General features: G+C 64.2%; 26 protein-coding genes. 17 read left to right on the top strand and 9 right to left on the bottom strand.

The window, feature by feature from the left end:
• Positions 1-27: 27 nt before the first annotated feature.
• The 14 genes from D1223_RS14005 to D1223_RS13940 all read left to right on the top strand — a co-directional run bounded on the left by D1223_RS14005 (position 28) and on the right by D1223_RS13940 (position 14,787).
• Positions 28-1,392 carry an ATP-binding protein gene (locus D1223_RS14005; protein WP_233353172.1) on the top strand — a complete coding sequence of 455 codons (1,365 nt, stop codon included), beginning with the start codon at positions 28-30 and terminating at the stop codon, positions 1,390-1,392.
• Positions 1,389-1,985 carry a tetratricopeptide repeat protein gene (locus D1223_RS14000; RefSeq protein ID WP_119377023.1) on the top strand — a complete coding sequence of 199 codons (597 nt, stop codon included), beginning with the start codon at positions 1,389-1,391 and terminating at the stop codon, positions 1,983-1,985. The genes D1223_RS14005 and D1223_RS14000 overlap by 4 nt, the downstream gene beginning before the upstream one ends.
• A 66-nt stretch (positions 1,986-2,051) precedes the next feature.
• The gene (locus D1223_RS13995; protein WP_119377022.1) at positions 2,052-2,477 is read left to right on the top strand and encodes a cytochrome c maturation protein CcmE; all 426 of its coding nucleotides are present in this window, start codon (positions 2,052-2,054) and stop codon (positions 2,475-2,477) included.
• Positions 2,474-4,375, top strand: a complete 1,902-nt coding sequence (locus D1223_RS13990) for a heme lyase CcmF/NrfE family subunit (RefSeq protein ID WP_119377021.1) — start codon at positions 2,474-2,476, stop codon at positions 4,373-4,375. The genes D1223_RS13995 and D1223_RS13990 overlap by 4 nt, the downstream gene beginning before the upstream one ends.
• Entirely contained in the window at positions 4,376-4,792 is a 417-nt protein-coding gene (locus D1223_RS13985) for a cytochrome c-type biogenesis protein (RefSeq protein WP_119377020.1), read from the top strand. It begins immediately after the preceding gene.
• Between the two features lie 81 nt (positions 4,793-4,873).
• Positions 4,874-6,121 (top strand): bifunctional alpha/beta hydrolase/OsmC family protein, encoded by a 1,248-nt coding sequence (locus D1223_RS13980; RefSeq protein ID WP_119377019.1) that lies wholly within the window; start codon positions 4,874-4,876, stop codon positions 6,119-6,121.
• Between the two features lie 110 nt (positions 6,122-6,231).
• Positions 6,232-7,770, top strand: coding sequence for a Do family serine endopeptidase (locus D1223_RS13975; protein WP_119377156.1), 1,539 nt, complete (start codon positions 6,232-6,234; stop codon positions 7,768-7,770).
• A gap of 19 nt (positions 7,771-7,789) precedes the next feature.
• Positions 7,790-8,464 carry a response regulator transcription factor gene (locus D1223_RS13970; protein WP_119377155.1) on the top strand — a complete coding sequence of 225 codons (675 nt, stop codon included), beginning with the start codon at positions 7,790-7,792 and terminating at the stop codon, positions 8,462-8,464.
• A complete protein-coding gene (locus tag D1223_RS13965; protein WP_119377018.1) occupies positions 8,461-9,864 on the top strand; it encodes a sensor histidine kinase in 1,404 nt (467 codons plus the stop codon). Before D1223_RS13970 ends, D1223_RS13965 begins: the two co-directional genes overlap by 4 nt.
• 10 nt (positions 9,865-9,874) lie before the next feature.
• Entirely contained in the window at positions 9,875-12,604 is a 2,730-nt protein-coding gene (locus tag D1223_RS13960; RefSeq protein ID WP_119377017.1) for a bifunctional [glutamine synthetase] adenylyltransferase/[glutamine synthetase]-adenylyl-L-tyrosine phosphorylase, read from the top strand.
• 49 nt (positions 12,605-12,653) lie between these two features.
• Complete coding sequence (locus D1223_RS13955) at positions 12,654-13,136, top strand: EF-hand domain-containing protein (protein ID WP_233353171.1); 483 nt, start codon at positions 12,654-12,656, stop codon at positions 13,134-13,136.
• 132 nt (positions 13,137-13,268) lie between these two features.
• The gene (locus D1223_RS13950) at positions 13,269-13,763 is read left to right on the top strand and encodes a sigma-70 family RNA polymerase sigma factor (RefSeq protein WP_233353170.1); all 495 of its coding nucleotides are present in this window, start codon (positions 13,269-13,271) and stop codon (positions 13,761-13,763) included.
• Positions 13,763-14,227: a hypothetical protein gene (locus D1223_RS13945; protein WP_119377015.1), complete on the top strand. Its 465-nt coding sequence runs from the start codon at positions 13,763-13,765 to the stop codon at positions 14,225-14,227. Before D1223_RS13950 ends, D1223_RS13945 begins: the two co-directional genes overlap by 1 nt.
• Positions 14,224-14,787, top strand: coding sequence for a periplasmic heavy metal sensor (locus D1223_RS13940; RefSeq protein WP_119377014.1), 564 nt, complete (start codon positions 14,224-14,226; stop codon positions 14,785-14,787). The genes D1223_RS13945 and D1223_RS13940 overlap by 4 nt, the downstream gene beginning before the upstream one ends.
• Positions 14,788-14,796: 9 nt before the next feature.
• On the opposite strand, the gene D1223_RS13935 is transcribed toward D1223_RS13940, so the two are convergent.
• The 7 genes from D1223_RS13935 to D1223_RS13905 all read right to left on the bottom strand — a co-directional run bounded on the left by D1223_RS13935 (position 14,797) and on the right by D1223_RS13905 (position 22,825).
• Positions 14,797-15,195, bottom strand: coding sequence for a GFA family protein (locus D1223_RS13935; protein WP_119377153.1), 399 nt, complete (start codon positions 15,193-15,195; stop codon positions 14,797-14,799).
• Between the two features lie 4 nt (positions 15,196-15,199).
• Entirely contained in the window at positions 15,200-16,633 is a 1,434-nt protein-coding gene (locus D1223_RS13930) for an amidase (RefSeq protein ID WP_119377013.1), read from the bottom strand.
• Between the two features lie 84 nt (positions 16,634-16,717).
• Positions 16,718-17,119, bottom strand: coding sequence for a metallopeptidase family protein (locus tag D1223_RS13925; RefSeq protein ID WP_119377012.1), 402 nt, complete (start codon positions 17,117-17,119; stop codon positions 16,718-16,720).
• A gap of 22 nt (positions 17,120-17,141) precedes the next feature.
• The gene (locus D1223_RS13920; protein WP_119377011.1) at positions 17,142-17,615 is read right to left on the bottom strand and encodes a YbjN domain-containing protein; all 474 of its coding nucleotides are present in this window, start codon (positions 17,613-17,615) and stop codon (positions 17,142-17,144) included.
• Between the two features lie 15 nt (positions 17,616-17,630).
• Positions 17,631-18,584, bottom strand: coding sequence for an endonuclease/exonuclease/phosphatase family protein (locus tag D1223_RS13915; RefSeq protein WP_158588492.1), 954 nt, complete (start codon positions 18,582-18,584; stop codon positions 17,631-17,633).
• A gap of 150 nt (positions 18,585-18,734) precedes the next feature.
• Positions 18,735-20,888 carry a methylmalonyl-CoA mutase gene (gene scpA / locus D1223_RS13910; RefSeq protein WP_119377009.1) on the bottom strand — a complete coding sequence of 718 codons (2,154 nt, stop codon included), beginning with the start codon at positions 20,886-20,888 and terminating at the stop codon, positions 18,735-18,737.
• A complete protein-coding gene (locus D1223_RS13905) occupies positions 20,885-22,825 on the bottom strand; it encodes a methylmalonyl-CoA mutase family protein (RefSeq protein ID WP_119377008.1) in 1,941 nt (646 codons plus the stop codon). The genes scpA and D1223_RS13905 overlap by 4 nt, the downstream gene beginning before the upstream one ends.
• A gap of 180 nt (positions 22,826-23,005) precedes the next feature.
• Between D1223_RS13905 and D1223_RS13900 the strand changes: the two genes are divergently transcribed.
• Both D1223_RS13900 and D1223_RS13895 read left to right on the top strand, forming a co-directional pair.
• Positions 23,006-23,251, top strand: coding sequence for a hypothetical protein (locus D1223_RS13900; RefSeq protein ID WP_119377007.1), 246 nt, complete (start codon positions 23,006-23,008; stop codon positions 23,249-23,251).
• A 280-nt stretch (positions 23,252-23,531) separates the two neighbouring features.
• Positions 23,532-24,134: a hypothetical protein gene (locus D1223_RS13895; RefSeq protein WP_119377006.1), complete on the top strand. Its 603-nt coding sequence runs from the start codon at positions 23,532-23,534 to the stop codon at positions 24,132-24,134.
• 6 nt (positions 24,135-24,140) lie between these two features.
• On the opposite strand, the gene D1223_RS13890 is transcribed toward D1223_RS13895, so the two are convergent.
• Both D1223_RS13890 and D1223_RS13885 read right to left on the bottom strand, forming a co-directional pair.
• Complete coding sequence (locus D1223_RS13890) at positions 24,141-24,887, bottom strand: pyridoxine 5'-phosphate synthase (RefSeq protein WP_119377005.1); 747 nt, start codon at positions 24,885-24,887, stop codon at positions 24,141-24,143.
• 90 nt (positions 24,888-24,977) lie between these two features.
• Positions 24,978-25,292 carry a hypothetical protein gene (locus D1223_RS13885; RefSeq protein ID WP_119377004.1) on the bottom strand — a complete coding sequence of 105 codons (315 nt, stop codon included), beginning with the start codon at positions 25,290-25,292 and terminating at the stop codon, positions 24,978-24,980.
• Positions 25,293-25,571: 279 nt separating this feature from the next.
• On the opposite strand from D1223_RS13885, the gene D1223_RS13880 reads away from it, so the two are divergent.
• Positions 25,572-26,516 carry a calcium/sodium antiporter gene (locus D1223_RS13880; RefSeq protein ID WP_119377003.1) on the top strand — a complete coding sequence of 315 codons (945 nt, stop codon included), beginning with the start codon at positions 25,572-25,574 and terminating at the stop codon, positions 26,514-26,516.
• Positions 26,517-26,607: the final 91 nt, after the last annotated feature.

Genomic DNA, 26,607 nt, shown 5'->3' with positions numbered 1-26,607 from the left:
TCCAGACCTCTACGGCCAAAGCCTCGAATGTCTCTCGCGCGGCGCATGCTCATTGGTGCGATCGCCTGGAGCCTCGTCGCCGTTATCGGCGGCATCGTTGCCATGACCGTCTCCTACCGCGCGCAAACGATCAGCCTGCTGGAGCAGGAACTCGACAGCGTACTCATCACCTTGCCGCGCGCCCTGGAAGTGCTGCCGGATGGCCGCGTGACAGACATTGAGGAAAAGCTGCCCAGCGACGTGCGCTTCGACTTGCCGCTGTCGGGGCGCTACTGGGCCATTGCCGCGGCACAGGAAGACGGGACGATACGCGACGATATTCGCTCCCAGAGCCTCTGGGATGGCCCCCTGCCGCTTGCCGTGGGACATGCGCAGGCAGCGCTCGCGAACCCGGGCCTGACGGTCTACGAGAATGCCCGTGGACCGGCAGACGAACGCTTGCGTGTTGCCGTGCGTGCGATCACCGTCCCGAACCGCGACAGCCCGATCCTGATCATGGCAGCTGCCGACCGTGAGGCGACCGATGAGGGCGCGAACCAGCTGCGCTTCCTGCTCCTGATCAGCATGACATTCCTGGCGGCCGGCACGCTGATCGCGCTCTGGGTTGGTCTGCGGCTGGCGCTGCTGCCTTTTGACCGCGTCCAGCTCCACATCTCCCAGGTGCGCGAAGGCACGCGTGCCAAACTGGACGGCGACTATCCGGTCGAAGTTCTGCCGCTCACCCAGGAGCTCAACAAGCTGCTCGATAACAACCGGGCCATCGTCGAGCGCGCGCAAACGCATGTCGGCAATCTCGCGCACGCGCTGAAGACGCCTCTGGCGGTGCTGCTTAATGAAGCGACGGGCAGCACCCCGCTCGACGATGTCGTGCGCCGTCAGACCGAATCGATGCGTGCCAATGTCGAGCATTACCTGAAGCGGGCCCAGGCGGCTGCCCGCGCCGAGGCGCTGGGCGTTCGCACCGAGATTGCGCCGGTCGTGGACGGGCTGGTGCGGCTGCTCAACCGGCTGTTCAATGAAAGCGGCGTGACCGTGTCGTCGACTGTTGCCGGCAACGTGTTTGTCCGTGTCGAACAGCAGGACCTTGAGGAGATGCTGGGCAACATCATGGAGAATGCCTGCAAGTGGACAAAATCGCGCGTTGAAGTCTCCGCTGAGCCGGGCGACAACGGCCATATGCTGATCCATGTCGACGATAATGGCGAAGGGCTGACGCCGGAGGAAATGACGTCCGCGGTCAAGCGCGGCGTCCGCCTTGATGAGACCGCGCCCGGCACGGGCCTTGGCCTGTCGATCGTGGCGGATATCGCCGAGATGAATGGCGGCCGGCTGACGCTATCTGACAGCCCGCTCGGCGGTCTTAGGGCGACGATAGCCCTGCGCCGCTCATGACCCGGACGTCACTCATCGCGCTGGCCATTGCCGGACTGCTGGCAGGCGGGCTCTACCTGATGAAGGGCCGGCCTCTGCTGGCCGAGCAGCCCTATGCCGAGCGCGAAGCGGAAATCGCCAAGCGTGATGCCGCAGACCTCAATCCGTCGGAAATGCTGGCGCGGCTGCAGATGGCCGCTCGCCAGCAGCCGGATGCGCCGGAGCCGCAATACTTCATTGGCGTCCTGCTTCGCTCTCAGGGGCGCAGCGATGAGGCCTTGCGAGCCTTCCAGTCCGCCCTGCGCCGCGACGACACGCATGTCCCGTCGCTGGTTGCCCTGGCTGACATCATCATGATCCGCGATGGCGGCATTGTCACCGAACCGGCTGCCCAGCTGTATGACCGTGCCTGGCGCCTCGATCCGAGCCAGCACCGGGCGGGCCTGCTCTCGGCTCTGCCTGCTTATGAGGCCGGCGATATCGAGGCGGCCGAGGCCCACTGGCAGGAGGTGCGCGAGGATATGGAGCCGGGTGACCCATTGTTTGCGATGCTGGACGTCTTCAAATCGCAGATCGATGAGGCGCGCGATGCGCCCGCTGAGCCAGGCGAATAGGGAAGCTATCTTAGCTGATTAGGTCGCAGTGCGTTTTGATATCTCGTCCTGTATAGGAGGCCGGTCATGAGAGCGAGAACCAAGAGACTCTGGGGCGTTGGCGTTGCCGCGGCCCTCCTGATCGGGGCGGTTGCGCTGGCGACAGTGGCCCTGCGCCAGCATGCGGACCTGTTCTACACGCCGGGGCTGATCGCCGAGAAAGGCCTGCCGGATGCGGGCAAACGCGTGCGGGTTGGCGGCTGGGTCCAGGAAGGCTCGCTTGTCTATGGTGAGGGCGCCGACATGACGTTCCTCATTGAGGATGCCAGCGCCAGGACCGTGACGGTCAGCTATACCGGCATCGTCCCTGATCTCTTCCGGGAAGGCGAAGGTGTCGTTGCGACCGGCCGGTTTGACGAACAGGGCGCTTTCACCGCCGAGAGCATCCTGGCCAAGCATGATGAGAATTACGAGCCACGTGAGCTGAAGAAGGCAGGACAGGCGACTTCATGATCGAAGCCGGCCACTTCGCGGCATTCCTCGCGCTTGCATTCTGCGGTTTCCAGGCCGGGTTCGGCCTCGCGGGAGACCGGGCGCGGTCCGGCCTGTTCGCTTCGCTCGGCTTTGCCGCGATGGGATTTGCGTTCCTGACGCTGATCGTCGCCTTCGCGCGGTCGGACTTTTCGGTCCAGCTGGTCGCGGCCAACTCGCATACGCTGAAGCCGTTCGTCTACAAGATTGCCGGCACGTGGGGGAACCATGAAGGCTCCATGGCGCTCTGGTGCCTGGTCGGGCTTGGATTTGGCGCGGCCGCCGACTGGCTCTTGAAGTCCGACCGGCGCGCCTTCGAGGCGCGGGCGATCGGCGTGCAGGGCCTGCTCAGCCTGGGCGCGCTGGCCTATCTCCTGTTTGCCTCATCACCCTTCACCCGGCTCGACCCGGCGCCCTTGCAGGGGCAAGGGCTCAATCCGCTGCTTCAGGATCCGGCGCTCGCGATCCACCCGCCGATGCTCTATCTCGGCTATGTCGGCTATTCCTTCGTGTTCGCACTGGCGGCGGCCGGCCTGATTGAAGGGCGGATCGACCGGCAATGGGCCAGGATGGCACGCGGCTGGGCCCTCGCGGCATTCGTCCCGCTCACCCTCGGCATCGCGCTCGGCAGCTACTGGGCCTATTACGAATTAGGTTGGGGCGGCTGGTGGTTCTGGGACCCGGTCGAGAATGCGAGCCTGATGCCCTGGCTGATCGGGGCGGCGCTGATGCATTCCCTGATCGTGACGGAAAAGCGCGGCAGCTTCAGTGCGTGGACGGCGCTGCTGGCGGTGCTCGCCTTCTGTTTCTCGATGCTCGGAGCTTTCCTCGTGCGCTCGGGCGTGCTGACCTCGGTACACTCCTTCGCTGTCGATCCGCTGCGCGGGTCCTTCCTCCTTTTCGGCTTGCTGGCCTTTGGCGGGTTTGCACTCGTGCTTTTCGCCTTGCGGGCCCCGAAACTGTCGGGTGGTCCGGCCTGGCTGGCGGCCAGCCGGGAAGGGGCGCTGATGGGCAACAACCTTGTCCTCACCGTCGCCACCGCGACAGTCATGCTGGGCACGCTCTTCCCGCTGATTGCCGAAGCCGCGGGCCAGACGATTTCCGTCGGCGAGCCCTATTTCAACCTGACTTTCACCCCGATCATGGCGCTGGCGCTGATTGCCTTGCCTGTGGTGCAGGCCTGGGCCTGGGGCAAGGCGGATCTCTCTTCGCTCTGGAAATGGGCGGCCGGGTTTGCCGGTCTTGTCGCGGTCTTCTGGCTGGCCGGCATCGGGCCGATGGACATCCCGCTGCTGGCTGGCGTCGGCCTCGCGATCGGTGTCTGGCTGCTCTTCGGTGCAGGGCAGGAAGCCTGGCGCCGGGCAAAGACAATGGAACGCCTGCCGAAACTGCCGCTTCGCGTCTGGGGCATGACGCTCGCCCATGCCGGTCTCGGCATCTTCATTATCGGCGCCGTCCTGCAGACATCGGGACGCACGCAGACGACGCTCGCCCTTCAGGAGGGCGAAACCCAATCCATCGCCGGCTGGCAGGTGCGCCTTGATGACGTCTCAAGCGTCGAGGGGCCGAACTGGTACGCCGAACGTGCCACGCTGACAGCAGAGCGCGGCGGCTCGGAAACCCTGCTGCAGCCGCAGAAGCGCTACTATCCAGCCGCCCGCATGCCCACAACGGAAACCGCCATTCACAAGACCGGGATGGGCGACCTCTACGTCGCGCTGGGTGACGGGCGCCGGAACCGGGCAGGCGAGACCCGCTGGACGTTCGAAGTCTTCTTCAACCCGCTTATCGACTTCATCTATCTCGGTGTTACCCTGATCGCGATTGGTGCCGGACTCAGCATGTTCGGCAAGCGGACGAAAGCCGGGCCAGAGTCCTAGATGAAGACCGTACTTGCCTCCCTCCTGTTTCTCTTTGCGGCCGAAGGGCCGGCGCATCTCGACGATCCAGAGCAGGAAGCCCGCGCGCAGGACCTGATGCGTGAAATCCGCTGCGTCGCCTGCGAGAATGAGCCGATCTCCAATTCGGGCTCCGACATTGCCGCAGACATGCGAGAGCGGGTGCGGGCCATGGTCTCCGAGGGCAAGTCGAACGAGGAAATCCGGGCCTGGTTTTCCGAGCGCTATGGCGAGTTTGTCCTGTTCCGGCCAAGCGCGGATGGGCCGGGCGGCTGGCTGCTCTGGGGAACGCCATTCGTGCTGCTGATTGCCGGTGGGGCTTTGGTATTCGCTATAAGGCGCCGGCGCGATCGCAGCCGTGAAACCGTCGAGCCCGTGGCCCCCGAAGAAGCTGGCTGACGCAGGTGTGATCGAAAAACCCATGGCCGTCCGCGATGGGTATACCTATCTCGAACGCCTGTAGCTGAAAGGTGAGACGCCATGCATTCGGAAACGGTTCGCTTCGAGGGCGCAGACGGACAGACGCTGGTTGGGCGGATAGACCACCCTGTCGGCGATGTGCGCGGCTGGGCCATCTTCGCGCATTGCTTTACCTGTTCGAAGCAGTCGCGCGCCGCGCTTCGCGTTTCCAAGGGGCTTGCCGAGCGGGGAATCGGCGTTCTGCGTTTCGATTTCACCGGGCTCGGCGAATCCGATGGCGACTTCGAGACGACCAACTTCTCCAGCAATGTTGCTGACCTTGTCGCCGCTGCCGGCTGGATGGCGTCCAAGGGCTGCGCACCGAGCCTGCTCGTCGGCCATTCGCTTGGCGGTGCGGCCGTCATCGTTGCGGCATCGCAGATCGAGTCGATCAAGGCGGCCGCGACCATCAATGCGCCGTCCGATGCCGAGCATGTGATCCACAATTTCGCTGACAGCCTTGCCGACATCGAGGCAAAAGGCCAGGCGGAAGTCTCGCTCGGCAACCGGCCCTTCACGATCACGCGGCAATTCGTGGAGGATGTCCGCGCCTCGCATGTGACCAATGCGCTGCGTTCGCTGCGGCTCCCGCTGCTCTTCCTGCATGCGCCGACTGACAATGTGGTCGGGATCGACAACGCGACCGGCCTGTTCATGGCAGCGCGGCATCCCAAGAGCTTTGTCAGTCTGGATGATGCCGATCACTTCCTCTCCAATCCGGCTGACGCGGCCTTTGCCGCCAGCGTCATTGCTGCCTGGGCCAACCGGTATATCGACGGTCCCGCCGATGACGGCGACCTGATTGACCAGACCCATGACGTGATCGTTCGTGAAACCGGCGAGGCCGGGCCATACCAGAACGAGGTCTTCATCAATGGGCGGCGGTATCTTGCCGACGAACCGGAAGATGTCGGCGGCTCGGATACCGGTCCCGACCCCTATGAATGGGTGACGACGGGGCTTGGTGCGTGCACCTCCATGACCCTTCGCATGTATGCCGCGCACAAGAAGTGGCCGCTCGAACGCGTCACTGTGCGGCTCAATCATGAGAAGAGCCACCGCGAGGACTGCAAGACCTGCGGGCCGAAGGACAAGATCGATGTCTTTACCCGCGACATCGAGGTCGAAGGCGCGCTTGACGAGGAACAGGTCGCCCGGCTGAAGGAGATCGCGAACCGGTGCCCGGTCCACCGGACCCTGGAGGGTGAGCTGGAAGTCCGGACGCAGATCAGCCTGTCGTCTGGCAAAAAATCCAATGAAAACGCCTGACTGCCTTACTCATGTCTAAATGATCTTTAATTCAGGAATGGTCTGGCGCTGTCCTAGCATCGCCCCCACTATCGATGGGACGACACACGATCAGGAGGTGAGTGATCAAGATGAAGTGGTTTGGTATTTCTAAGCAGGCTCTGGCCGCGGCTGTTGCCGGTGCCGGTCTGACGGGCGCTCTCGTCTACGTCCCGCAGAGTTTTCAGCAGGCTGACGCGAAGCAACCGATCACTATTGAGGCGCCGCAGGGCGCTCCGCTCAGTTTTGCGGACCTCGTCGAGAGAGTCAGCCCCGCCGTCGTCAGCGTGAACGTTGTCTCCGAGCAGGAAGTGTCCGGCATGGGCAATATGGAGCAGTTCTTCGACCGCTTCCGTGGCCTGCCCGGCTTTGACGACTACATGCAGGAGCGCGAGCAGGAAGAGGGTGAAGACAGCCAGCCTCGCACCCGTGAAGCGCGCTCGCTCGGTTCGGGCTTCTTCATTTCCGACCAGGGCTACATCGTCACAAATAATCACGTCGTCCAGGACGCGACCGAAATCGAGGTTGTGCTGGAGGATGGCCGCGAGCTTGAAGCCACGCTCGTCGGGACCGATCCGCAAACCGACCTCGCCGTCATCAAGGTGACGGAGCCGGGCAAGTATCCTTATGTCGAGTTCGAAACCGACGCGGAACTGCGCCGAGGTGACTGGGTCGTTGCGCTTGGCAACCCGTTCGGTCTTGGCGGCACGGCAACGGCCGGCATCCTTTCGGCTGATGGGCGCGAGCTTGGCGGCGACAGCCCCTATACCGACTTTCTCCAGATCGATGCGGCCATCAACCGGGGTAATTCCGGTGGCCCGACCTTCGACCTGCATGGCCGAGTTGTCGGCGTGAATACGGCGATCTTCTCACCCACTGGCGGCTCGGTCGGCATCGGGTTTGCCATTCCGGCCGAACTCGCTGTCGAGGTCACCAGCGCCCTGATCAAGGACGGCAAGGTGTCGCGCGGCTGGCTCGGCGTCACGATCCAGGATGTGACGGACGATATGGCAGAAGCCCAGGGCCTCGCAGAAGTGCGCGGCGCCATCATCGCCGACGTCAATGACGAGAGCCCGGCCCGCAAGGCTGGCCTGAAGCGCGGCGACGTTATCCTCTCGGTCAATGGCCGGGACACCACCGATGCAACGTCCGTGACGCGTATGGTCGGCAAGCTGCTGGCCGGGTCGAAGAATGAGTTCACCGTCCTTCGGGACGGCAAGCGCCAGAAGATCAGTGTCACGGTGGGTGAGCGCCCGGTCGATCCGAACGCTCTTGTGCCGTCGAGCCGCGACAGCTCAGGCTCGTCGGGCGGTGACGCTGAAGAAGGTCCGCTGGGCGTCAGCCTGCGGCCGCTCGATTCCACGGCGCGTCAGGCCCTCGGCCTCGACGAGGACGAAGCCGGCCTGATCATCGGCGATATCGACAATGACAGCCCTCTCTACGAGGCGGGCCTGCGTCCGGGCATGGCGATCCTGTCGGCCTCCTACATTCCGCTGAAGTCCGTGAAGGACCTCGAAAAGGCAATCGACGAAGCCAAGGCGAAGGGCCGCGACAAGATCCTGCTCGCCGTGCGGAACGGCCAGCGGACCCAGTTCGTTACGCCCGAGATCACCAGTTCGTCGGAAGACTGAGAGTAGAGGAGTGCCCATGATGCGGGTCTTGGTAATCGAGGATGATCGCGAGCATGCGACATTCATCAACAAGGTTCTGTCGGAAGCCGGTCACGATGTTGAAACGGCCTATGACGGAGCCAATGGGCTTGCCATGGCCCGCGACCGGGAATTCGATGCCCTGGTCGTCGACCGGATGCTGCCGGAGAAAGACGGGCTGAAGCTCGTCGAGGAATACAGGAACGGGGGCGGGCAGACCCCGGCCCTTTTCCTCTCCGCCCTGTCGGACGTCGACAATCGCGTCGAAGGCCTGAAAGTGGGCGCTGACGACTACCTGGCAAAGCCTTTCGCGCCGGCTGAACTCGCCGCACGCGTCGAGGCACTCGGCCGGCGACAGTCCAAGGAAGAGCCGCCTGTCACCAAGCTGAAGGTTGGCGATCTCGAGATGGACCTGCTGGCCCGGAAGGTCTGGCGCCAGGGCCAGAAGATCGACCTGCAGCCGCGTGAATTCCGCCTCCTGGAATTTCTGATGCGGCATGCTGGACAGGTCGTCACCCGCACCATGTTGCTTGAAAAGGTCTGGGATTATCATTTTGACCCCCAGACCAACGTCATCGACGTGCACATTTCCCGCCTGCGCGCAAAAATCGACAAAGATTTTGATGAAGCCCTCCTTCAAACGGTGCGCGGCGCGGGTTACTGCCTACAGGCATGAAATCTGGCCCCTTCGCGTTTGTCCGGACTTCCACCTTCCGGCTGGCGCTCGTCTACTCAGTCCTTTTCGGACTGTTCTCATTCCTGCTGCTTGCCTACCTGTACCAGGCGACGGTCGGATCATTGCGAGCCGAAGCAGACGAGCGTCTCGACGCGGAAATGCGGGCCCTGGGCCTGGCCTACAATGCCGGTGGACTTGAACGGCTGGAACAATCTGTCATCGAGAGGGCGCTCGTACCGGGCGCCCCTTTTCGTTACCAGCTGGAGACCCCGGACGGTGAGCGCATTATCGGGGACTTTCCCTACCTGCCCGTCTCACCGCCTGAACCAGTCGGCGAAGTCCGCATGGTCAGTCTCTCCATCGAAATGCCGCGCGGCAATGGCGAGACCGTCGTCACCGAAGCTGAGGGCCGGATTGTCCGGCTGGCGAATGGCAATGTCCTGCTGGTCGCCATCGAAACCGGGGAGCGCGGCCGGATTGTCCGACGAATTACATCCGCCGTCACCACGGCAGCACCCATCGGGGTGTTGCTGGCCCTGGTCGGCGGCATCTTCATTTCGCGATACGCCGCCCGCCGCGCCGAGCAGCTGACGCGCACGACCGAGGAAATTGTCGCGGGCAACCTCTCCATCCGCGCCCCCGTGCAAGGTTCCGGCGACGAGTTCGACCGGCTGGCGACGCACCTCAACACCATGCTGGAGAAACTTGAGCGCCTGATGGCGGCGAGCCGGCACTCCGGGGATGCGATTGCACACGACCTGCGTTCACCGCTTTCGCGGCTCCGGAACCGGCTGGAAGAGGCCTTGCTGAGCCCCATGGACCAGGAGTCGGCACGCGAGACACTGGCCAGCACGGTGGAAGAAGTCGACCGCGTGCTGCTGACCTTCAATGCGATCCTGCGGCTGTCGCGCCTCGATGCTGGCTCGGAAGGGCGGATGGTCAAGATCGACCTGCATGATGTCCTGGAGGAACTCGCCGAACTCTATGAGCCGGCCTGCGAGGATGCCGGGCTGACCTTCCAGAGCGACATTTCCCAGCCAATCATCGTACTCGGGGATCGCGAGCTGATCGCCCAGGCCGTTTCGAACCTGCTCGACAATGCGATGAAATATACGCCGGAAGGCGGCACGATCCGGTTCATGGCGCGTAGGACGTCGGATTCGGTCGTGATTACCGTGTCAGACGACGGGCCCGGCATTCCGGAACACATGCGCGACAAGGCCAAGGAGCGCTTCTTCCGGCTTGATTCCGCACGCACCCAGTCGGGGTCCGGGCTGGGGCTTGCGCTGGCCGATGCCGTTGCCGATCTCCACAAGGGACATCTCGATCTCCTGTGGACACAAGGCCCGCCTGAGCCAAAAGGCCTGAAAGCGGTTTTAACCTTGCCGCGAGACAAGTAAGACAGTCTCGATGCTGGATATAAGACCCCTGGCCGAGACAGGCCGCGACGCCTTTGAGGCCGGAACCCACCTTGCCCCCTACCTTGCCAGGCTCGTCCGGCGAGCGCCCCAAGCCTATTCCCTGCTGCAACGGGAAGGCGCCACCGAGCTTGCCGCGCATGCGCTGAAACAGGCGAAGGATGCCGCTGCTCTGGAGGATCGCGAGGAAGCGATGACGGCGCTTCGCCAGGCCAAGCTCGCCAACCACATGGCTGTTGCCGCGATGGACCTGTCCCGGTCCCTGCCGGTCCACGACCTGACCGGGCACCTGACGGGTTTTGCCGACGCAGCCGTCCAGTCGGCGCTGACGATTGCGCTTCGCCAGCGTTCGCTGACGCAGGATGGCATCTTCGTGATTGCGCTCGGCAAGATGGGCGCTTTCGAGCTGAACTACTCCTCCGATATCGACATGGCGGTCTTCTTTGATCCGGCCGTGTTCTGCGAGGGCAGCATCGAGGCCGGTGATCTCGCGAGCAAGGTGGTGCGCGATGCGATGCGGATCCTCGAGGAAGATACCGGCGATGGCTATGTTTTCCGTACCGACCTGCGCCTGCGTCCCGATCCCGGATCGACACCGCCGGCCGTGTCCACGCAGATGGCTGAAATCTACTATGAAAGCGTCGGCCAGAACTGGGAACGCATGGTCTGGATCAAGGCGCGCGCCTGCGCGGGCGATATCCGGGCGGCCGAGCGCTTCATCGGCATGCTGGAGCCCTTCGTCTGGCGCCGCCACATGGATTACTGGGCGATTGCGGATGTGCAGGCCATCAAGCGGATGATCAATTCGCGGACCAGCGCCAGCGATCTTGCGGACACATCGCCGGACCTGAAGCTCGGCCCGGGCGGCATCCGTGAGATCGAGTTCTTCGTCCAGACCCAGCAGATCATCATGGGCGGGCGCAACAGCTTCCTGCGCCACCGCAAGACGCTGAAAAGCCTTGATGCGCTCGTCGCCGCCGATGCTGTCGATGCGTCCGTCGGCAAGGAGCTGACCGAGGCTTATGAGGTGCTGCGCAATATCGAGCACCGCATTCAGATGCTGGAGGACCAGCAGACTCACCGCCTGCCATCTGATGAGGATACGCGCCTGCGCGTCGCGAAACTCTGCGGCCATGATGATTTGGCGGCCTTCGACCGCGCTGTCGCCGAGGTCCGGAAGACAGTACACAGCCACTACCGTGACCTCTTTGCCGAGGAAGAGCGCAAGCATGAGAATGCCGTGCAGGGCAACCTCGTCTTTACCGGCGTCGATGACGATCCCGGAACCGTGGAGACGCTGAAGGCCTACGGTTTCTCCGATCCCTCGCGTATCATTGCGACCATATCCAACTGGCACCGCGGCAAGACCCCGGCGACGCGCACCGCCCGGGGGCGCGGCCTGCTGACGGCTCTGTTGCCCGAGCTGTTGACGGCGATGAGCCGGACCGGTGAGCCGGACATGGCCTTCACGCGGTTCACCCGTTTCTTCGAGGGCCTTCGGTCCGGCATCCAGACCCTGTCCATGCTGGCCAATGAGACAAGCCTTCTGGAAGACCTGGTGACCACGCTCGCCATCGCGCCGCGCCTGTCGCAGACCCTGGCGCGCCAGCCTGGTCTGCTTGAAGCGCTTGTCACGCCGAGCGGTCAGGAATATCCGCCCGCCCTGTCGCGCGGGGCCGATTTCGAGAGCCAGATGGACGAGGTTCGCCGCTGGCAGAATGAGCGCGCCTTCCTGATCGGTCACCGATTGCTGCATTCGCGCCTGCCGGCCCAGCAGGCTGCGCTTGCCTGGAGTGACCTGGCCGACCATTGCGTCGAGCTGATGTCCGAGGCTGCCGCGATCGAGACCGCCCGGCGCTATGGCCCGCAGCCCGGCAACTGGATGATCGGTGCGCTGGGCAAGCTTGGCGGACGCGAGCTCACAGCCGGGTCCGATCTCGATCTCATCATCATCTTCGAGGATGATGGCGATGCCGCCAGCGAGGCCGGCCACTGGTTCACCAAATTCGCCCAGCGCCTGATTACCGCGATTTCAGCCGAAACCGCTGAGGGAAGCCTCTACGAAGTCGACATGCGGCTTCGGCCTTCAGGCCGGGCAGGCCCCGTCGCCACGTCGCTTCGGGCCTTCGACCGCTACCAGCATCATGATGCCTGGACGTGGGAGCTGATGGCCCTGACGCGCCTTCGCCCTGTGGCGGGGCATGACGCGCTCGGCGAGCGGGCGCTCGAAGTCGCCCATGATGCCATCGTGAATGGCAAGCCCGATGATGAACGGCGCGCGGATATCCTCGACATGCGCCGCCGCCTCTGGAAAGAGCGCCCGCCGCGCGGTGAGTGGGACCTGAAGCTCGCCGATGGCGGCCTGGTCGATCTGGAGTTTATCCTGCAGCAGGAGATGCTGCTGTGCCGTAGGGCCGATTGTGTCCTGCCGACGGTGATCGATGCTGCAGAAGCGCTCGGAGAGGCAGGGCGGCTGACGACAGATGAGGTGAAGACGATCACGTCGAGCTTCTCCTTCCTTCAGTCCATTCAACAGATCCAGCGTCTCGCCGTCGGGGCTGAGTTGACGGCGGACCAGTTTTCCGAGGGCCTGAAAGCCCGCCTTGCCCTCGCTGCGGGGTGCGAGAGTTTCAGTGAGGTCGAGAGCCGTTACAGGTCTGTCCGCAAGCAGATCTCAGATCTAAGATGCAAAAAGATCGGGACACTCGCGACGGACTCCTGAGGCTTCCTCGTTTCACCCTGCGGGGCACGAAAAGAGGAAGACCAGAGACATGAAGACACTTGCAATTATCGCATTGATGGCTGGCACGGCGACCGTCGGTGCAGCTGGCCTTGCTGCGGCCCAGCCGCATCATGGCGGCATGGCAAACATGATGGAACGGCTCGATACCAATGGTGACGGCCAGATCACGAAGGAAGAAGCAGAGGCGGCCAAGGCGGCTCGCTTTGCCGAGGCCGACACCAATGGTGACGGCGGGCTGAGCATGGCCGAGATGCAGGCCTTCCGTGCAGCCGAGAAGGCACGCCGAATGGAAACCATGCGCCAGCGCATGTTCGACAAGGCTGACGCCGATGGAAACGGCGTCATCAGCGCCGATGAATTCGAAGCGCGCGGTGCGCCGATGTTCGACCGCATGGACGCCGATGGCGATGGTGTGATCACCGCCGAGGAGATGCAGGCGATGCGGGACCGGCGATGCGATGGTGCTATGGGCGATTGCCCGCGCCGCGGTGGTGGCCCTGGCCCTCGATAACTTGATCTGGCGGCGGCCGGAGCAGCGTTTGCGAATTTCCTCCCTCGCAACCTGCGCCGGCCACGCTAGTCTGACAGGGTGTCAGCGATCAGCGAACGAGATGAGATCGCACGGGCGGCGGCTGGAGACCGGATGGCACAGTCGGCCCTCGTCAATCGTCACATGCCGGTCGTCTGGCGTGTGGCCTTTCGCATGCTTCGTGACCGGCAGGAGGCCGAGGACGTGACGCAGGAAACCTTCCTCAGGGCCTGGAAGATGCTGCCGGACTGGGAAGACCGGGCAAAATTCTCGACCTGGGCCTGCACGGTGGCGATCAATCTCTGCCGTGACCGGCTGAAGAAGAAAAAGCCGATCCTGATGGACGAACTGCCCGAGCAGACCGACCTGGCCCTGCGGCCCGAACAGGCGCTGACGCAGAAACAGGCGAGAGCCCGGATCGCGGCGCTGGTCGATGCCCTGCCGGAACGTCAGAGAGAAGCCCTGACGCTTTGTGCGTTCGAAGGGATGGGCAATATCGAAGCGGCTGACACCATGGGAGTCAGCGTTGAGGCGCTGGAGAGCCTGCTGGCCCGGGCGAGACGGAAACTGAGGCTTGAGCTGGCCGGAGAAAGCGGAGCAAGTATGTAATGATGATGACAGATGACCGCCTCCATGCGCTGATTGCGGCCTTTGGCGCCGATCCGACGGCCTGGCCGGAGGAAGAGCGGGCAGCTGCTGAGGCGCACCTCGCCGCACATACCGACCGGTTTGCCGCGGCACTGGAAGAGGCTCGCGCGCTGGATCTCGCCTTCGCGGCGACCGATATCCCCGACGCCCCTGCGGGACTGGCCGCGCGTATCCTGGCCGAAGCGCCGCAAGCGGCGAGACCGGGCGCCAGCTGGGCTGGCCGTCTGGGGGATATCCTGTTTCCCAATGGGCTGCGCTGGCCTGCCGGCGCGACAGCGGCTGCGCTTGTAATGGGATTGACAGCCGGCGTGTTCACGGCGCCCGCCACTGCCGATGATGGCTATCAGACGGTAAGCGAGGACCTTGTCTATGGCGCGCTCGGCTATGGCGGCTTCGATGCCTATGTCGAGGAGGTCAGCGGATGAGCCAGCAGCGAGCGCTTTCGGCCCTTGGCATCGTGCTGGTGATCTCGCTCATCGCCAATGCGCTGTTGGTCGGTCTCTGGATCGGCAACACGGTCGGGCGTGGCAGCAGCACGCCAGCTGAACGCGGGCCGCGCGGCGGCGGCGAGGATGCCGTCATCGCGCGCGCGCTCGAATCGGTTCTCCCCGACGGGGCCCGGCAGGACATGCGGGCGGCTTTCCGAAAAGGGCTGCGCGAGGCGGCGCCCTATATGCGGGAGAAGCATCGTGCGCGCCAGCAATTGAAGGATGCCCTTGGTGCTGACCCGTTCGACCCCGCGGCCCTCCAGCAGGCGTTTGAGGATATACGAGCAGCCGATGAGCAGCTGACACGCTCCTTCCATGCGGTCCTGTCCGAAGAACTGGCGACCCTGTCGCCGGATCAGCGCGCCGAGCTCGTCGCGTGGATGGACAGGATGGAGGCCCGGCGCCGCGCCTGGCACGGACGGTTCGGCGAAGAGGGCCATGGTCCGCGAGGACACCATAACGGTCCGCCGCCGCCGCTGGATGACCAGCCGGACTAGAGTCTGACCCTATCCACGGGACTTGTGGGCCAGGCGCGCGGCGTTGGCTTCCCAGTTCTGCCCGTCGAATCTGGTGATCTTCGCATCCATCGCCTGCCAGTCATCGAGGCAGCGCCAGGTGATGCCGTAACCGTCCGGATTGGAGCGCGGGACGTAGAAGCTCTTGATCCCGCAGACCCGGCAGAAGAGATGGCGGGCCGTGCCTGTGTTGAACCGGTATTCTGTCAGCAGGTCTTCGCCCCGCAGCAGCCGGAAGCGGCTGGCCGGGACGATGATGTGGTCATTGCCGCTCATCGCGCAGATCGTGCAATTGCAGTCCTCAACCTCGACATGACCCGGCAGGTCGACCTCGAAGCGCACGCCGCCGCAATGGCAACCGCCAGCATGGGTGGTCAGCGTATCGTTCATGAACTCAGTCGAACCAGACCGGCGGCCGGCGGCCAATCCATGGCGTGGCGCGCTCGATCTGGCCTGCGATCGAATAGAGCAGGTCCTCACGGCCGAGACGGGCGCCGAACATCATGCCAAGCGGCAGATTGTCTGCGGTCTGGTGAAGCGGCAGCGAGATGGCCGGCCAGCCCGTCTGGTTGAACACCGGGCACCAGGGCGCAAAGCTCGTCACGGCTTCGCCATAGGCATCCATGTCCTCCGGATCGAGACTGAGCACGCCGAGCTCGACGGGCGGGCGCGACAGGGTCGGGGCGAGGACCAGATCGTAATTGCCATGGTCCATGAAGGTCTCGAACTCGAAGGCCGCCTGCAGGAAGGCATTGTTGGTGCGGACAAGTTCGGCCATCGGGATGGTCCGTCCGAACTCGATGAATCGCAGGGAGACCGGCTCGAAATCATCCGGGCCAATCTTGCGCCCGAAGGCCTGCTCGCGCTCGTCGGCAATCGCCGCCATGGCGGATGAGACAATCATCATCATGCCCTTGCCGAGCGCTTCGCCGTTGAGGGTCGGGCCGGCTTCCTCGACCGTATGGCCGAGCGATTCCAGCAGTTTCGCCGTGGCGTCGAGGCCGGCGGTGGCTTCCTTGTCCGGGGTGATTCCGTTGGGTGCGGTTCGCCAGAGCGCGATGCGCAGCGGTCTCGGATCACGCTGGGCGGCGGTGAGATAGCTGGTGCCCGACGGCGGGGCGATATAGCGACCGCCCCGTTCCTGCCCGTGAGTCGCATCGAGCAGGGCGGCGCTGTCGCGCACGCTGCGGGAGACGCAGTGATTGGTCGACAGGCCGAACCAGTTCTCGCTGAGTGGTGGACCCATGGGAACACGTCCGCGCGAGGGCTTCAGGCCGACCAGCCCGGTACAGGCCGCCGGAATGCGGATCGAGCCGCCGCCATCGCTTGCATGCGCCATGGGCAGGACGCCGGACGCGACCGTGGCGGACGCCCCGCCCGATGAGCCGCCCGAGGTGCGCTCGGTATTCCAGGGGTTGCGCGTCTTGCCATTAAGCGCGCTTTCGGTGGATGTGGTCAGTCCGAATTCCGGACTTGTCGTCTGGGCGAAAATGACGAGACCGGCGGCCTTGTAGCGCTGGGTCAGCGTGGAATCGAAATCGGCGACGGTGTCCTTGAAGGCGCGCGAGCCGCTGGTCAGCGGCAGCCCGTTGAGGCGGACGCCAAGATCCTTGGTCGCGAAGGGCACCCCGGCAAATGGCCCATCGGGAAGCCCGGCCGCGATCTGCTCGCGCGCATGGTCCTCGAAGATTTGCGAGAAACAGTTGAGCGGTTCTTGCGCCGCGTGGGCGCTTTCAAGGGCAGCGTCGAGCAGTTCGCCCGGCGTGACTTCCTTCTTGCGGACCAGATCGGCCAGGGCCGTCGCGTCCTGATCGGCGAATGCCTTCATTGTTGAGTCTCCTCCCTCACCCTCGGTTTTTGCAAATCTATCGACCGAAACTCGCAAAGGGCAAGGCAGGGCGCTGGATTTGCCTCAATGATCGTGTCCGGCGTCGTCCAGTAGCTCGTGCATTTCCTCGTCCGACCAGCCGAAATGATGGCCAAGTTCGTGGATCACGACGTGCTCGATCAGCTCGCTGAGGGTCACGTCCGGACGTGTCTGCAGCTCCGCCAGGAGGGGGCGCCGATAAAGGAAGATGCGCGCCGATTCGGGGCTTGGAAACGTCACGCTGTCATGGATCAGCGGAATGCCCTGGTAGAGGCCTGTCAGGTGCATCGGATTTGAGATGCCGAGATCCCTCAGCACGTCGCGGTCGGCAAAGTCCTGAACGTGGATCACGATCCGGCCGGCGGCCTGCCGGAAGGACTCGGGCAGGCCGGCATAGGCTTCTTCCGCCATGTACTGGAATGTATCCAGGTCAGGAACGTCACGCATCAGTCGGTCTTCCGCCCGGCTGTCAGTCGTTCACCCAGTGCTTCACATAGGTGTTCACGGCCTGCTCGAAGCGCTGGACGTCGCCGCCATCGATAACCGACTCACCGGACACGTCGATGACATAGTCGATGCCGACAAGATTGCCGTCGCCGTCCTCGGCCGGGAACACGAAGGCCCGTCCGATGGGAAAGCTGTCATTGTAGCGGTTCGTCTTGAGCAGCGTTTCTTCGTCGATGTCGCCGTCGATCTCGAAGGCGGTAAACATCACGACGATACCGCACTCATCGAACTGGTCGCACTCATCAAGGCGCACATACATGGAGCGGTCGTTCAGCCGGGCATTGATCACATGGGCATCCTGGCCAACGCCGGTCGAACTGGCGATCTCGGCGCCATAGGCTTCGAGCACCGCTTCCACATCGCTGGGTGTGACCGGTCCGGCCTGCGCGGCGAGCGGCAGGCAGGCAGCTGCTGCCATCGCGTACAGAGCTTTCATGAAGGCATTCCTTGATCAGTTTACACGGGGTCGCTTGGGCGGAGTCTCGCATGCACCGCGGCAGGGCGCAAGCGAGCTGGCGCCATCTTCTCCGTGGCCGTCATCGAGCGTCAGCGCGCCCGGCTCGGGGACCCAGATGTCGAACTGGGTCAGGCGATGGTCCGAGCCCAGATTTTCGCCGACGCGGTGGTTGTTGCAGACAAGGCCGCCCCGGCAGAAGGCAAGGTCGATCGGGATGGTCAGGAAGCGGGCAAGGCCCGGCGTATCCATCATGTCGTCTATGTTCACCCGGCCCGGCCAGGTGCCGGCCCAGCGCTCATTGGCCAGGTGGAAGCCGAGATCATCCTGCATGCGCCGGCCGATCCGGCCCCAGGGCACCGAGTTGAAGTCACCCAGGACAACCAGCGGGCCGTCGATGCCATCAAGCATTGTCCTGAGCGCCCGGTAGTGGCGCATCTGTGCCTCCGGCTCCTTGAAGGGCCAGGGACGCGTGAAGTGGGCAACGACGACGGTGATCTCGCCATTTGGCGTTTCCACGCGGGCATGCAGCGTTGCCGGCTCGTAGTCGCGCTTGCGGACCTGGTAGTCCTTGATCGGGTATTTAGAGAACAAGCGAAGCCGGGCCCAGCTGTAGCGCCGCGTCTGTGCCTTCGCCATGTAAGGCCAGCGCTCCTGCAGCCGGGCTTCCCAAGGCGCCAGCGTGTCGTCACGGGCCTCGACGAGGGCGATGATGTCCGGATCCTCGCGCTCGACCTTGTTCACGATGCGCTCGAAGACGATGTTCTCGACATAGATATTGTGCTGGTAGACCTTCAGCTTCACCGCGCCGTCCGGGACCGGGATGACGGGGTCATGCAGGATCGGCGCGCCCGAGATGAGACCGGCCAGGGCGAGTGGTATGAACCCGCCATGCTTCAGGCTGATGCGCGGCCACAGCATGAAAGCGACCAGCAGGACCGGCGCGGCCACCAGCATCCAGATCGAGGGCAGCAGGAATTGTGCGACGGCGTCAAAAAACCAGTGCTGCCGGGCAAGATGGGAACCCAGAACACTCAGGCATGACAGGACGACGAGGCCGTCGACCAGCCATGGCAGTCTCTTGATCCATTTGGCCAGGGCTTACTCCGCGGCTGTGTTGACCGGGTCGTCCTGCAGCGACTCCAGCATGGTACGCGCCGCATCTGCAATGACCGTGCCGGGCGGGAAGATGGCCGACGCGCCTGCTGCCCGCAGGGCGTCATAGTCGCCGGGCGGAATGACGCCGCCGGCAATGATCTGCGTACTGGCGGCGCCCTCATTGCCGAGGGCACGGCGCAGCTCGGGGATCAGCGTCAGGTGGCCGGCCGCGAGCGAGGAGGCGGCGACAATATCGACGCCCGCCTCGCGGGCATCGCGGGCCGCTTCTTCCGGGGTCTGGAAGAGGGGGCCGATCTCGACTTCCCAGCCGAGGTCCATCAAGGCCGAGGCGACGACCTTCTGGCCGCGATCGTGCCCGTCCTGGCCCATTTTTGCGATATAGATCCGGGGCTTGCGGCCCTTCTTCTTTGCAAAGTCTTCGGCGAGCGCCCGGGCTTCATTGGCCTTCTCATCCTTGCCGATCGAGCCGCCATAGACGCCCTTGATCGAGCGGATGACCGCCTGATGGCGGCCCTGGCTGCGCTCGACGGCTTCCGAGATTTCGCCCACTGTTGCCTTGGCACGGGCGGCATCGACGGCGAGTTCCAGAAGGTTGCCTTTAGTACTGGCGGCGGCGGCGGCGATGGCATCGAGCTTGGCATCGACTTCCGCCTGGTCGCGGTCGGCCTTGAGGCGCGCGAGCTTATCGAGCTGCATGCGGCGCACCGTGGCATTGTCGACCTTCAGCACCGGCACGTCCTCATCCTGGTCGAGCAGGAACTTGTTGACGCCAACCACGGTCTGTTCGCCGCTGTCGATGCGGGCCTGCGTGCGGGCCGCTGCTTCCTCGATGCGAAGCTTCGGGACGCCTTCCTCGATGGCCTTGCGCATGCCCCCGAGTTTCTCGACCTCGTCGATATGCTCCAGCGCCTTGGCGGCAAGATCGTGGGTCAGGCGCTCGACATAGTAGGAGCCGCCCCAGGGGTCGATGGTCTGGCAGGCGCCGCCTTCCTGCTGCAGGAAGAGCTGCGTATTGCGCGAGATACGCGCGGAGAAATCCGTCGGCAGGGCCAGCGCTTCGTCGAAGCTGTTGGTGTGCAGCGACTGGGTCTGCCCGCCGACCGCCGCGATGGCTTCAAGGCAGGTGCGGATGACATTGTTGTAGACGTCCTGCGCCGTCAGCGACCAGCCGGAGGTCTGCGAGTGGGTGCGCAGTGACAGTGATTTCGGGTTCTTCGGATTGAACTGCTGGACGAGCTTGGCCCAGAGTAGCCTTGCCGCACGCAGCTTCGCCACTTCCATGAAGGTGTTCATGCCGATGGCCCAGAAGAAGGACAGGCGCGGGGCGAACTTGTCGATATCGAGCCCGGCGTCGAGCCCGGCGCGGATATATTCGATCCCGTCGGCGAGCGTGTAGGCCAGCTCCAGGTCAGCCGTCGCGCCAGCCTCCTGCATGTGATAGCCGGAGATCGAAATGGAGTTATATTTCGGCATCTTTTCAGAGGTGTAGGCGAAGATGTCCGAAATGATCCGCATGCTCGGCTTGGGCGGATAGATATAGGTGTTGCGGACCATGAACTCCTTCAGGATGTCGTTCTGGATGGTCCCGGCGAGCTGTTCGGGCTTCACGCCCTGTTCCTCTGCCGCCGCAATATAGAGCGCGAGAATAGGCAGCACCGCGCCGTTCATCGTCATCGACACCGACATCTGGTCGAGCGGGATGCCGGAAAAAAGCGTGCGCATGTCGTAGATCGAGTCGATGGCCACACCGGCCATGCCGACATCGCCTGTCACGCGAACATGGTCGCTGTCATATCCCCTGTGAGTTGCAAGATCGAAGGCGACCGACAAGCCTTTCTGACCGGCGGCAAGGTTGCGGCGGTAGAAGGCGTTGGAGTCCTCGGCGGTCGAGAAGCCGGCATATTGCCGGACGGTCCAGGGCCGCTGGGTGTACATGGTCGGGTAGGGGCCGCGGCCAAAGGGGGCAAGGCCCGGATAGTCGTCGAGATAGTCGAGACCGGCCGTGTCGGCGGCGGAGTAAGCGGTGGCAAGATCAATGCCTTCCGGCGTCTCAAGCGTGCGCTTGCGGGATCCAGACGGCGCCTTTGCGTGCGGCGTTCCGAGGTCGAGTTTGGTGAAGTCGGGGAAAGTGGTCATTTGGCAACTCCCAGTTCGGCCTGTGCCAGCTCAAGGACCTCGACCGCGTCGCAGCCCATGAAGATGTTGGTGTCACTATAGGCGGCTTCGAACTTGCCGGCGATGAAGACGCGTTGGGCGCCGGCACCCTTCAGGGTGCGGGCCGCGTCGGCGGCTTCGGTTTCGTAGCGCGTGTCGCTGCCGCAGATGACGGCGATATGGCAGCCGGAGGCCTTGAACCCGGCGGCAATGTCGTCAGCCGTTTCGGGAAGCGACGGAGCCTCCTTGCCCTCGATGCCGCCGGCGGCGAAAAGGTTGCGCGCAAAGTCGACGCGGGCATTGTGTTCGGCAAGTGGACCCAGCGTCGCGATGAAGACGGACGGGCGCTTGCCGGTCTTGTCTTCATGGGCGGCGGCGCGGTCCCGCAGGGTTTCGAAGTCGCGGGCGAGATGGATCGGCGCCAGCGCTTCGGCCGTCGTGTCTTCGCCCGAGCGGTCTGGCAGGTCCTGAAGGAAGGATTTGAGCCCCTCATTCGAGACGCGCGTAGCATTGCTTAACTGGTGCGCTTCGGCGACGGGCGCGTCGACACCATCGATCAGTGGATATTCGCTGACGCCGGTCACAGGCACTTTGCGTTTCGCGATGGCCTTGAAGCGTTGGTCGCGAACAGTCTTGATCCGGCTCTGGAATTTGCCTGCCGACAGGCTTTCGACGAGACCGCCTTCGCGCTCAATTTCCTGGAAGACGGTCCAGGCTGCTTCGGCGAGGTCTGTGGCGACCGTCTCCTCGAACCAGGCCCCGCCGGCCGGGTCGGCGACGCGGCCGAGGCCGGACTCCTCCATGGCGATGATCTGCGTGTTGCGGGCGGTGCGGCGGCCGAGTTCTTCCGGCACGCCGAGGGCTTCATTGAAGGCCCGTACGGTGACGATATCGGCGCCGCCGACAGAGCCTGCGAAACAGGCGGCCGTGTTGCGCAGCATGTTCACCCACGGGTCGTAGCGCGTCAGCATGCGGGCGGAACTGACCGATTGCAGCAACATGGGTTCGGAATCAAGACCCATGGCCTCCAGCACCCGGGCCCAGAGCCGGCGGGCGGCGCGGAGCTTGGCGATTTCCAGCCCGTAATTGGCGCCGGTGGCGAGCGTGAACAGCGCCTGTTCGGGGAAGGCCTTGATGTCGTAGCCGGCTGCCTCCAGCCGCCGCATCGTGTCGACGGCATGGGCCATCAGGCCGCCCAGTTCCTGCGCTTCCGAGCCGCCTGCCTCGTGGACCGCGCGCGCGTCGACCCGCAGCGTGGTCGACTTCGGATAGCGAAGGGCCAGCACGTTGGCGAGTTCGGCGGTGCGCACGAATGCCGCATCGATGCCGCCCTCGACGACCCCTTTGCGCAGGAGCAGGCCGATGGGGTCGATGTTGAAGGCGAACTTCAGCGCATCCGACGCGCCCTTGCCTTCGCCCCACAGGGCGAGGAGCGCGGCGACCGACGTGCCCGAGCCCTTGCCGCGATGGTCGAGTGCGATGGTGGCAATGTCGGCGCGCACGCCATCGAGCGCGGCTGACAACGTGTGGGCATCCTCGATCGCGCAGCCATGCTCGCCGGTGCAATCGACCGACAGTTCTACAGAAGACACGCCGCGTTCGAGGTCGCGCAGGATCTCGCCATTGGTGGTTGCCGGGTCGGGATGGGTGAAGGCCTGGCGGATGTCCCAGGGCAGGTAAGCGTCTGGTTCGGCCTTGGCGCCGCGCAGATAGGGGGCTGCGCCGGGCGCGCCGAGCGGGTCGGTTGCGCTGGCAAAACCGTCTTCGCGATAGAGGGGCCGGATCGCGATTCCATCATCGCTCTTGCGCGTAATCCGCTCCAGCCCACCGCCCTTCAGCGACTTTTCGACAGCGGCCAGCCAGTCGGCTTCCGTTGCGGTTTCGAAGTCGTTGCTGAGTGAGAGGAACCCGTCTGCCATATCTGTACTCGTTCTTGTCTCTGACTGCCCCGGTATTGGCCGCTGGTTGACGTGCGGGTCAAGGCTTTCCACTAGGTCAAAGCACGCCCTTTCCCTAGCGGAAATCCAAAGCCCCTTGACGCGTGCGCCGAATTGCATGCAAATGAGAACCATTCGCAAATAAGAGGGAAGGCGATGACAATGGCATGGCAACAGCATCTGGCGAAGGGCATGGAGCGCGGGAAAGCGCAATCGGATCGCGGAGCAGCGAAATCGGAGCCAGGCAGGGTGCGTATTCTGGACTGGGTTGAGAGCCAGACCTGCGTGACCCGCATCTGGCTCGACGAACTGATCGCGAAAGGCGACCCGGACGATCTGGTCAGCGAGCTTCACAAGCAGGCGGCCTGGCTGGAACTGATGCGGGACAGGCTGAAACAGGCCTCATGATTTCCGGCGGAAAAACATCCTCGTAAGCGGAGGAAAGTCCGGTGCCCCTCCACCGGACGGTCCACCGCCGCGACAGTCTTTTTTCCGTATGATTCCAGTACAATTCCAGTATGATTCCGGTCTGGTTCCAGGATGACCGTATCCGGCTAGATGTCTTGAACGGTGCCTTTTCCCGCCATCGGCCCCCGCTGGCAGTGGCCTCCGCAAAAATTCATCCGCCCCCGGCCGGTGCCGTGGCAATCTTGCGCCCATCGACATGACCCAGGACGCCAGACCCCTCATGGCCGGAATGCCGCTTGGCCGCATGCTGAAGGTGCGGGCGCTGGAGACGGCGCTACGAACCGGCGAGACCTTTGAGCGCGCTGCGGCCTGCGCCCGGGTTTCGGCGTCGACGGCCAAGACCTGGGCCGCCTGGCTTGGCATCCGCAAGGGCGACCTGCTGGCCGAGACGCCGGAAGCGCGGCTTGAGCGCCATGGCGCCTGGGCACTGACCCTTGCCGGGCTCAACCGGCTGGACGAAGCTGCGGCATGGGAGGGTGAAGCCCGCAAGCTGGAGACCGCGCTCGCGCGGATAGGCAAGCGGGCGGACATGACCGTGGCGCCGGAGCCGGGCGAAGCTGCGGCCATCGCCTTCCTCCAGCGCGTGGAAAGCACCTTGCCGGAAGGCGCCGGCCCCATGGCGGCCTGGTGTGCCGTACAAGACTATTTCAGCCTACTGATGAATGCGGGGGCCCGTCTGGAGCCGGATGGCCGAGCGTCATGGCCGTGCGGCGTGCCAGCCGACCTGCCTGTGACGCCGGAGTGGCTACCCTGTGATCCGTGGTCGGTCGAAGACGGAGCCGCCTGGGAGAGGGAGGTCGGGCAGGCCATCCAATGGCTGTGAGCGTCTTCAGGCATCCTGCCCGCAGGCGCGCCGGAAACGGCGCACCGTCTCGGCCATGCCATGGATCAGCGCATCGGCGGTCAGGCCGTGCCCGATGGAGACCTCGGCAAGATCCGGGATGCGCAGGACGAGCGGAATAAGGTTTTCGACGGTCAGGTCATGGCCGGCATTGACGCCAAGCCCGCATGCCATGGCGGCCTCGGTCGCCTGGGCGAGCTTTTCCAGTTCCCGGGCAGCCGCCTCCGGATCGTCATGGCAGCTGCCATAGGGGCCGGTATAAAGTTCAACACGGTCGCAGCCGGTTTCGGCGGCGGCAGCCATCTGCGAGGGGTCGGCATCGGCGAAGAGCGAGATGCGCGCGCCGGTGGTGACTTTCAGGCGGGCCACAATCTTGTGCAGGCGCGCGCCATCGGCCTTGAAATTCCAGCCATGGTCCGAGGTCACCTGGCCAGGATCGTCCGGAACGAGGGTGACCTGTTCCGGCTGGATGTCCTCGACCAGTTCAAGGAAGTCTTCGGTCGGGTTGCCCTCGATATTGAATTCGCGCTCGGGAAACTCAGTGTCGATCAGCGCGCGCAGGGCAGGCAGGTCGCTGCGCCTTGTATGGCGTTCGTCCGGACGCGGATGAACTGTCAACCCGTTGGCGCCGGCTTCAAGCGCGATCCGCCCGAGGCCGGTCACGCTCGGCCAGGGCAGGTCCCGCCGGTTGCGCAAGAGGGCGACCGCATTAAGGTTGACGGAAAGTTCGGTCATCGCCGTGTCGAGGCCTTCATCATGCTCTGTTCGAGACGAGCCATGTAAGGGCGCCGGGCGGCGATGACCATAGGCAGATCGGCAAAGCGCCTATTCAGGCTGCACTTCGGCCGGCAGAGTCTCCGGCTGGGCGGTTGCCGTGTCGGTGAGAATGTCGCTTGCGATCGTCTCATCGGCGACAAGGGTCTCATCGGCCACATCGACAATGGTTTCGACCGCGACGGCTTCGGCTTCAACCGGGGCTTCCAGTTCGGCAAGGTCGAGACCGGTGTCGTCTTCGGCCTGTTCGGTCACCAGCGGCTCAGGGGCCGTGCGTGTGTTCGAATAGTAGGCGACGGCGGCGCCGCCACCAATGACAGCGACAGCCGCAACGGCTGCCACAATGTATTTATTACGTGCGCTCATCTGCGCATTTCCATTCAGGGTAAGAGTTGGACCGGGGCCCGTAGCCTGGTCCGCGGGGCTCAGTGTCCGCGCATCGTCATATGGCGAGAGTCCGGACAGGCCGGAAGAGGCGCAATCTGGCTAAATGAAATTTAATCCGCATGGGGAGTAATCAGACCCGCCTTGAAGTCCGCCGCAGCTAGAAGCATATGAGGATCTCGACGTCCGGCCCGTGCCAGAAACGACGAGCCCCCGCGCGACGGCGGCCGGACGACCAAACCCGAAACCCTCGTTTTTCCCATGCTTGTTATCTCCCTTCTTGCCGGCCTTGCGCTTTTGCTGATTGGCGGCGACCTGTTTGTCCGCGGCGCGGTATCCGTTGCCCGAAAACTCGGCGTCTCGCCGCTGCTGATCGGGCTCACCCTTGTCGGTTTCGGCACGTCCACCCCAGAGCTTGTCACCAGCCTGCAGGCCGCCATGGCGGGCTCTCCGGGTGTGGCGACCGGCAATGTGGTCGGTTCGAACATTGCGAACATCCTGCTCATTCTCGGCCTTGCCGCGATGCTGAAGCCGGTGCTCGTCGACAGCGGCGCATTGAAGCGTGACGGGGCGGTGCTCGCCGCCTCGGCGCTGGTCTGTCTGGCGGTCGTGATGAGCGGTGTGCTCGACCGGTTATCCGGCCTTGTCTTCATTGCAGGCCTTGCCGCCTATCTTGGCTTCGCGATCTGGCAGGAGCGGCGCGCCCCGGCCAGCATTGCGCCCGTGGACAGCATGCAGACCCCTCAAGCCGAACCGCACGGCGTGCTTGCCCTGGTCCTCACCGTCGGTGGGCTCGCGCTCACCATATTCGGCGCATCCCTGCTGATCGACGGGGCGGTCGGCCTTGCCACGCAGTTCGGGATTTCCGAGACCATTATCGGCCTGTCGATTGTCGCGATCGGCACCTCGCTGCCGGAGCTCGTCACCTCCGTTGTCGCAGCCCTGCGCGGACAGAACGATGTCGCCTTCGGCAACATTGTCGGCTCGAACATCTATAACGTCTTCGGCATCCTGGGCGTGACTGCGCTTGTCCAGCCGATCCCGGTGCCGCGTGAGATCATCGCGGTCGATATCTGGGTCATGCTGGCGGCGACCGGCGCGCTCATCGTGCTTGCGCGGACCGGCCACCGCATCACCCGCGGCGAAGGCGCCCTGATGCTGGCCGGCTATGCCGGCTACACCGCCTGGCTCGCCAGTCAGGTGTAGACCGCCGGAAAAGCCGAGCCCGCCCAAGTCCCATCTTCTCAACCACGGGTAAGTTGCGCTACAACTTCATTTCGGAGGCGCAACGATGGGG

It is taken from the genome of Henriciella mobilis (genome assembly GCF_003576285.1).
In the GTDB taxonomy this organism is placed as follows: Bacteria; Pseudomonadota; Alphaproteobacteria; order Caulobacterales; family Hyphomonadaceae; genus Henriciella; species Henriciella mobilis.
The sequence above is the reverse complement of the archived record's forward strand: the minus strand, read 5'-3'. Positions and strand labels throughout refer to the sequence as shown.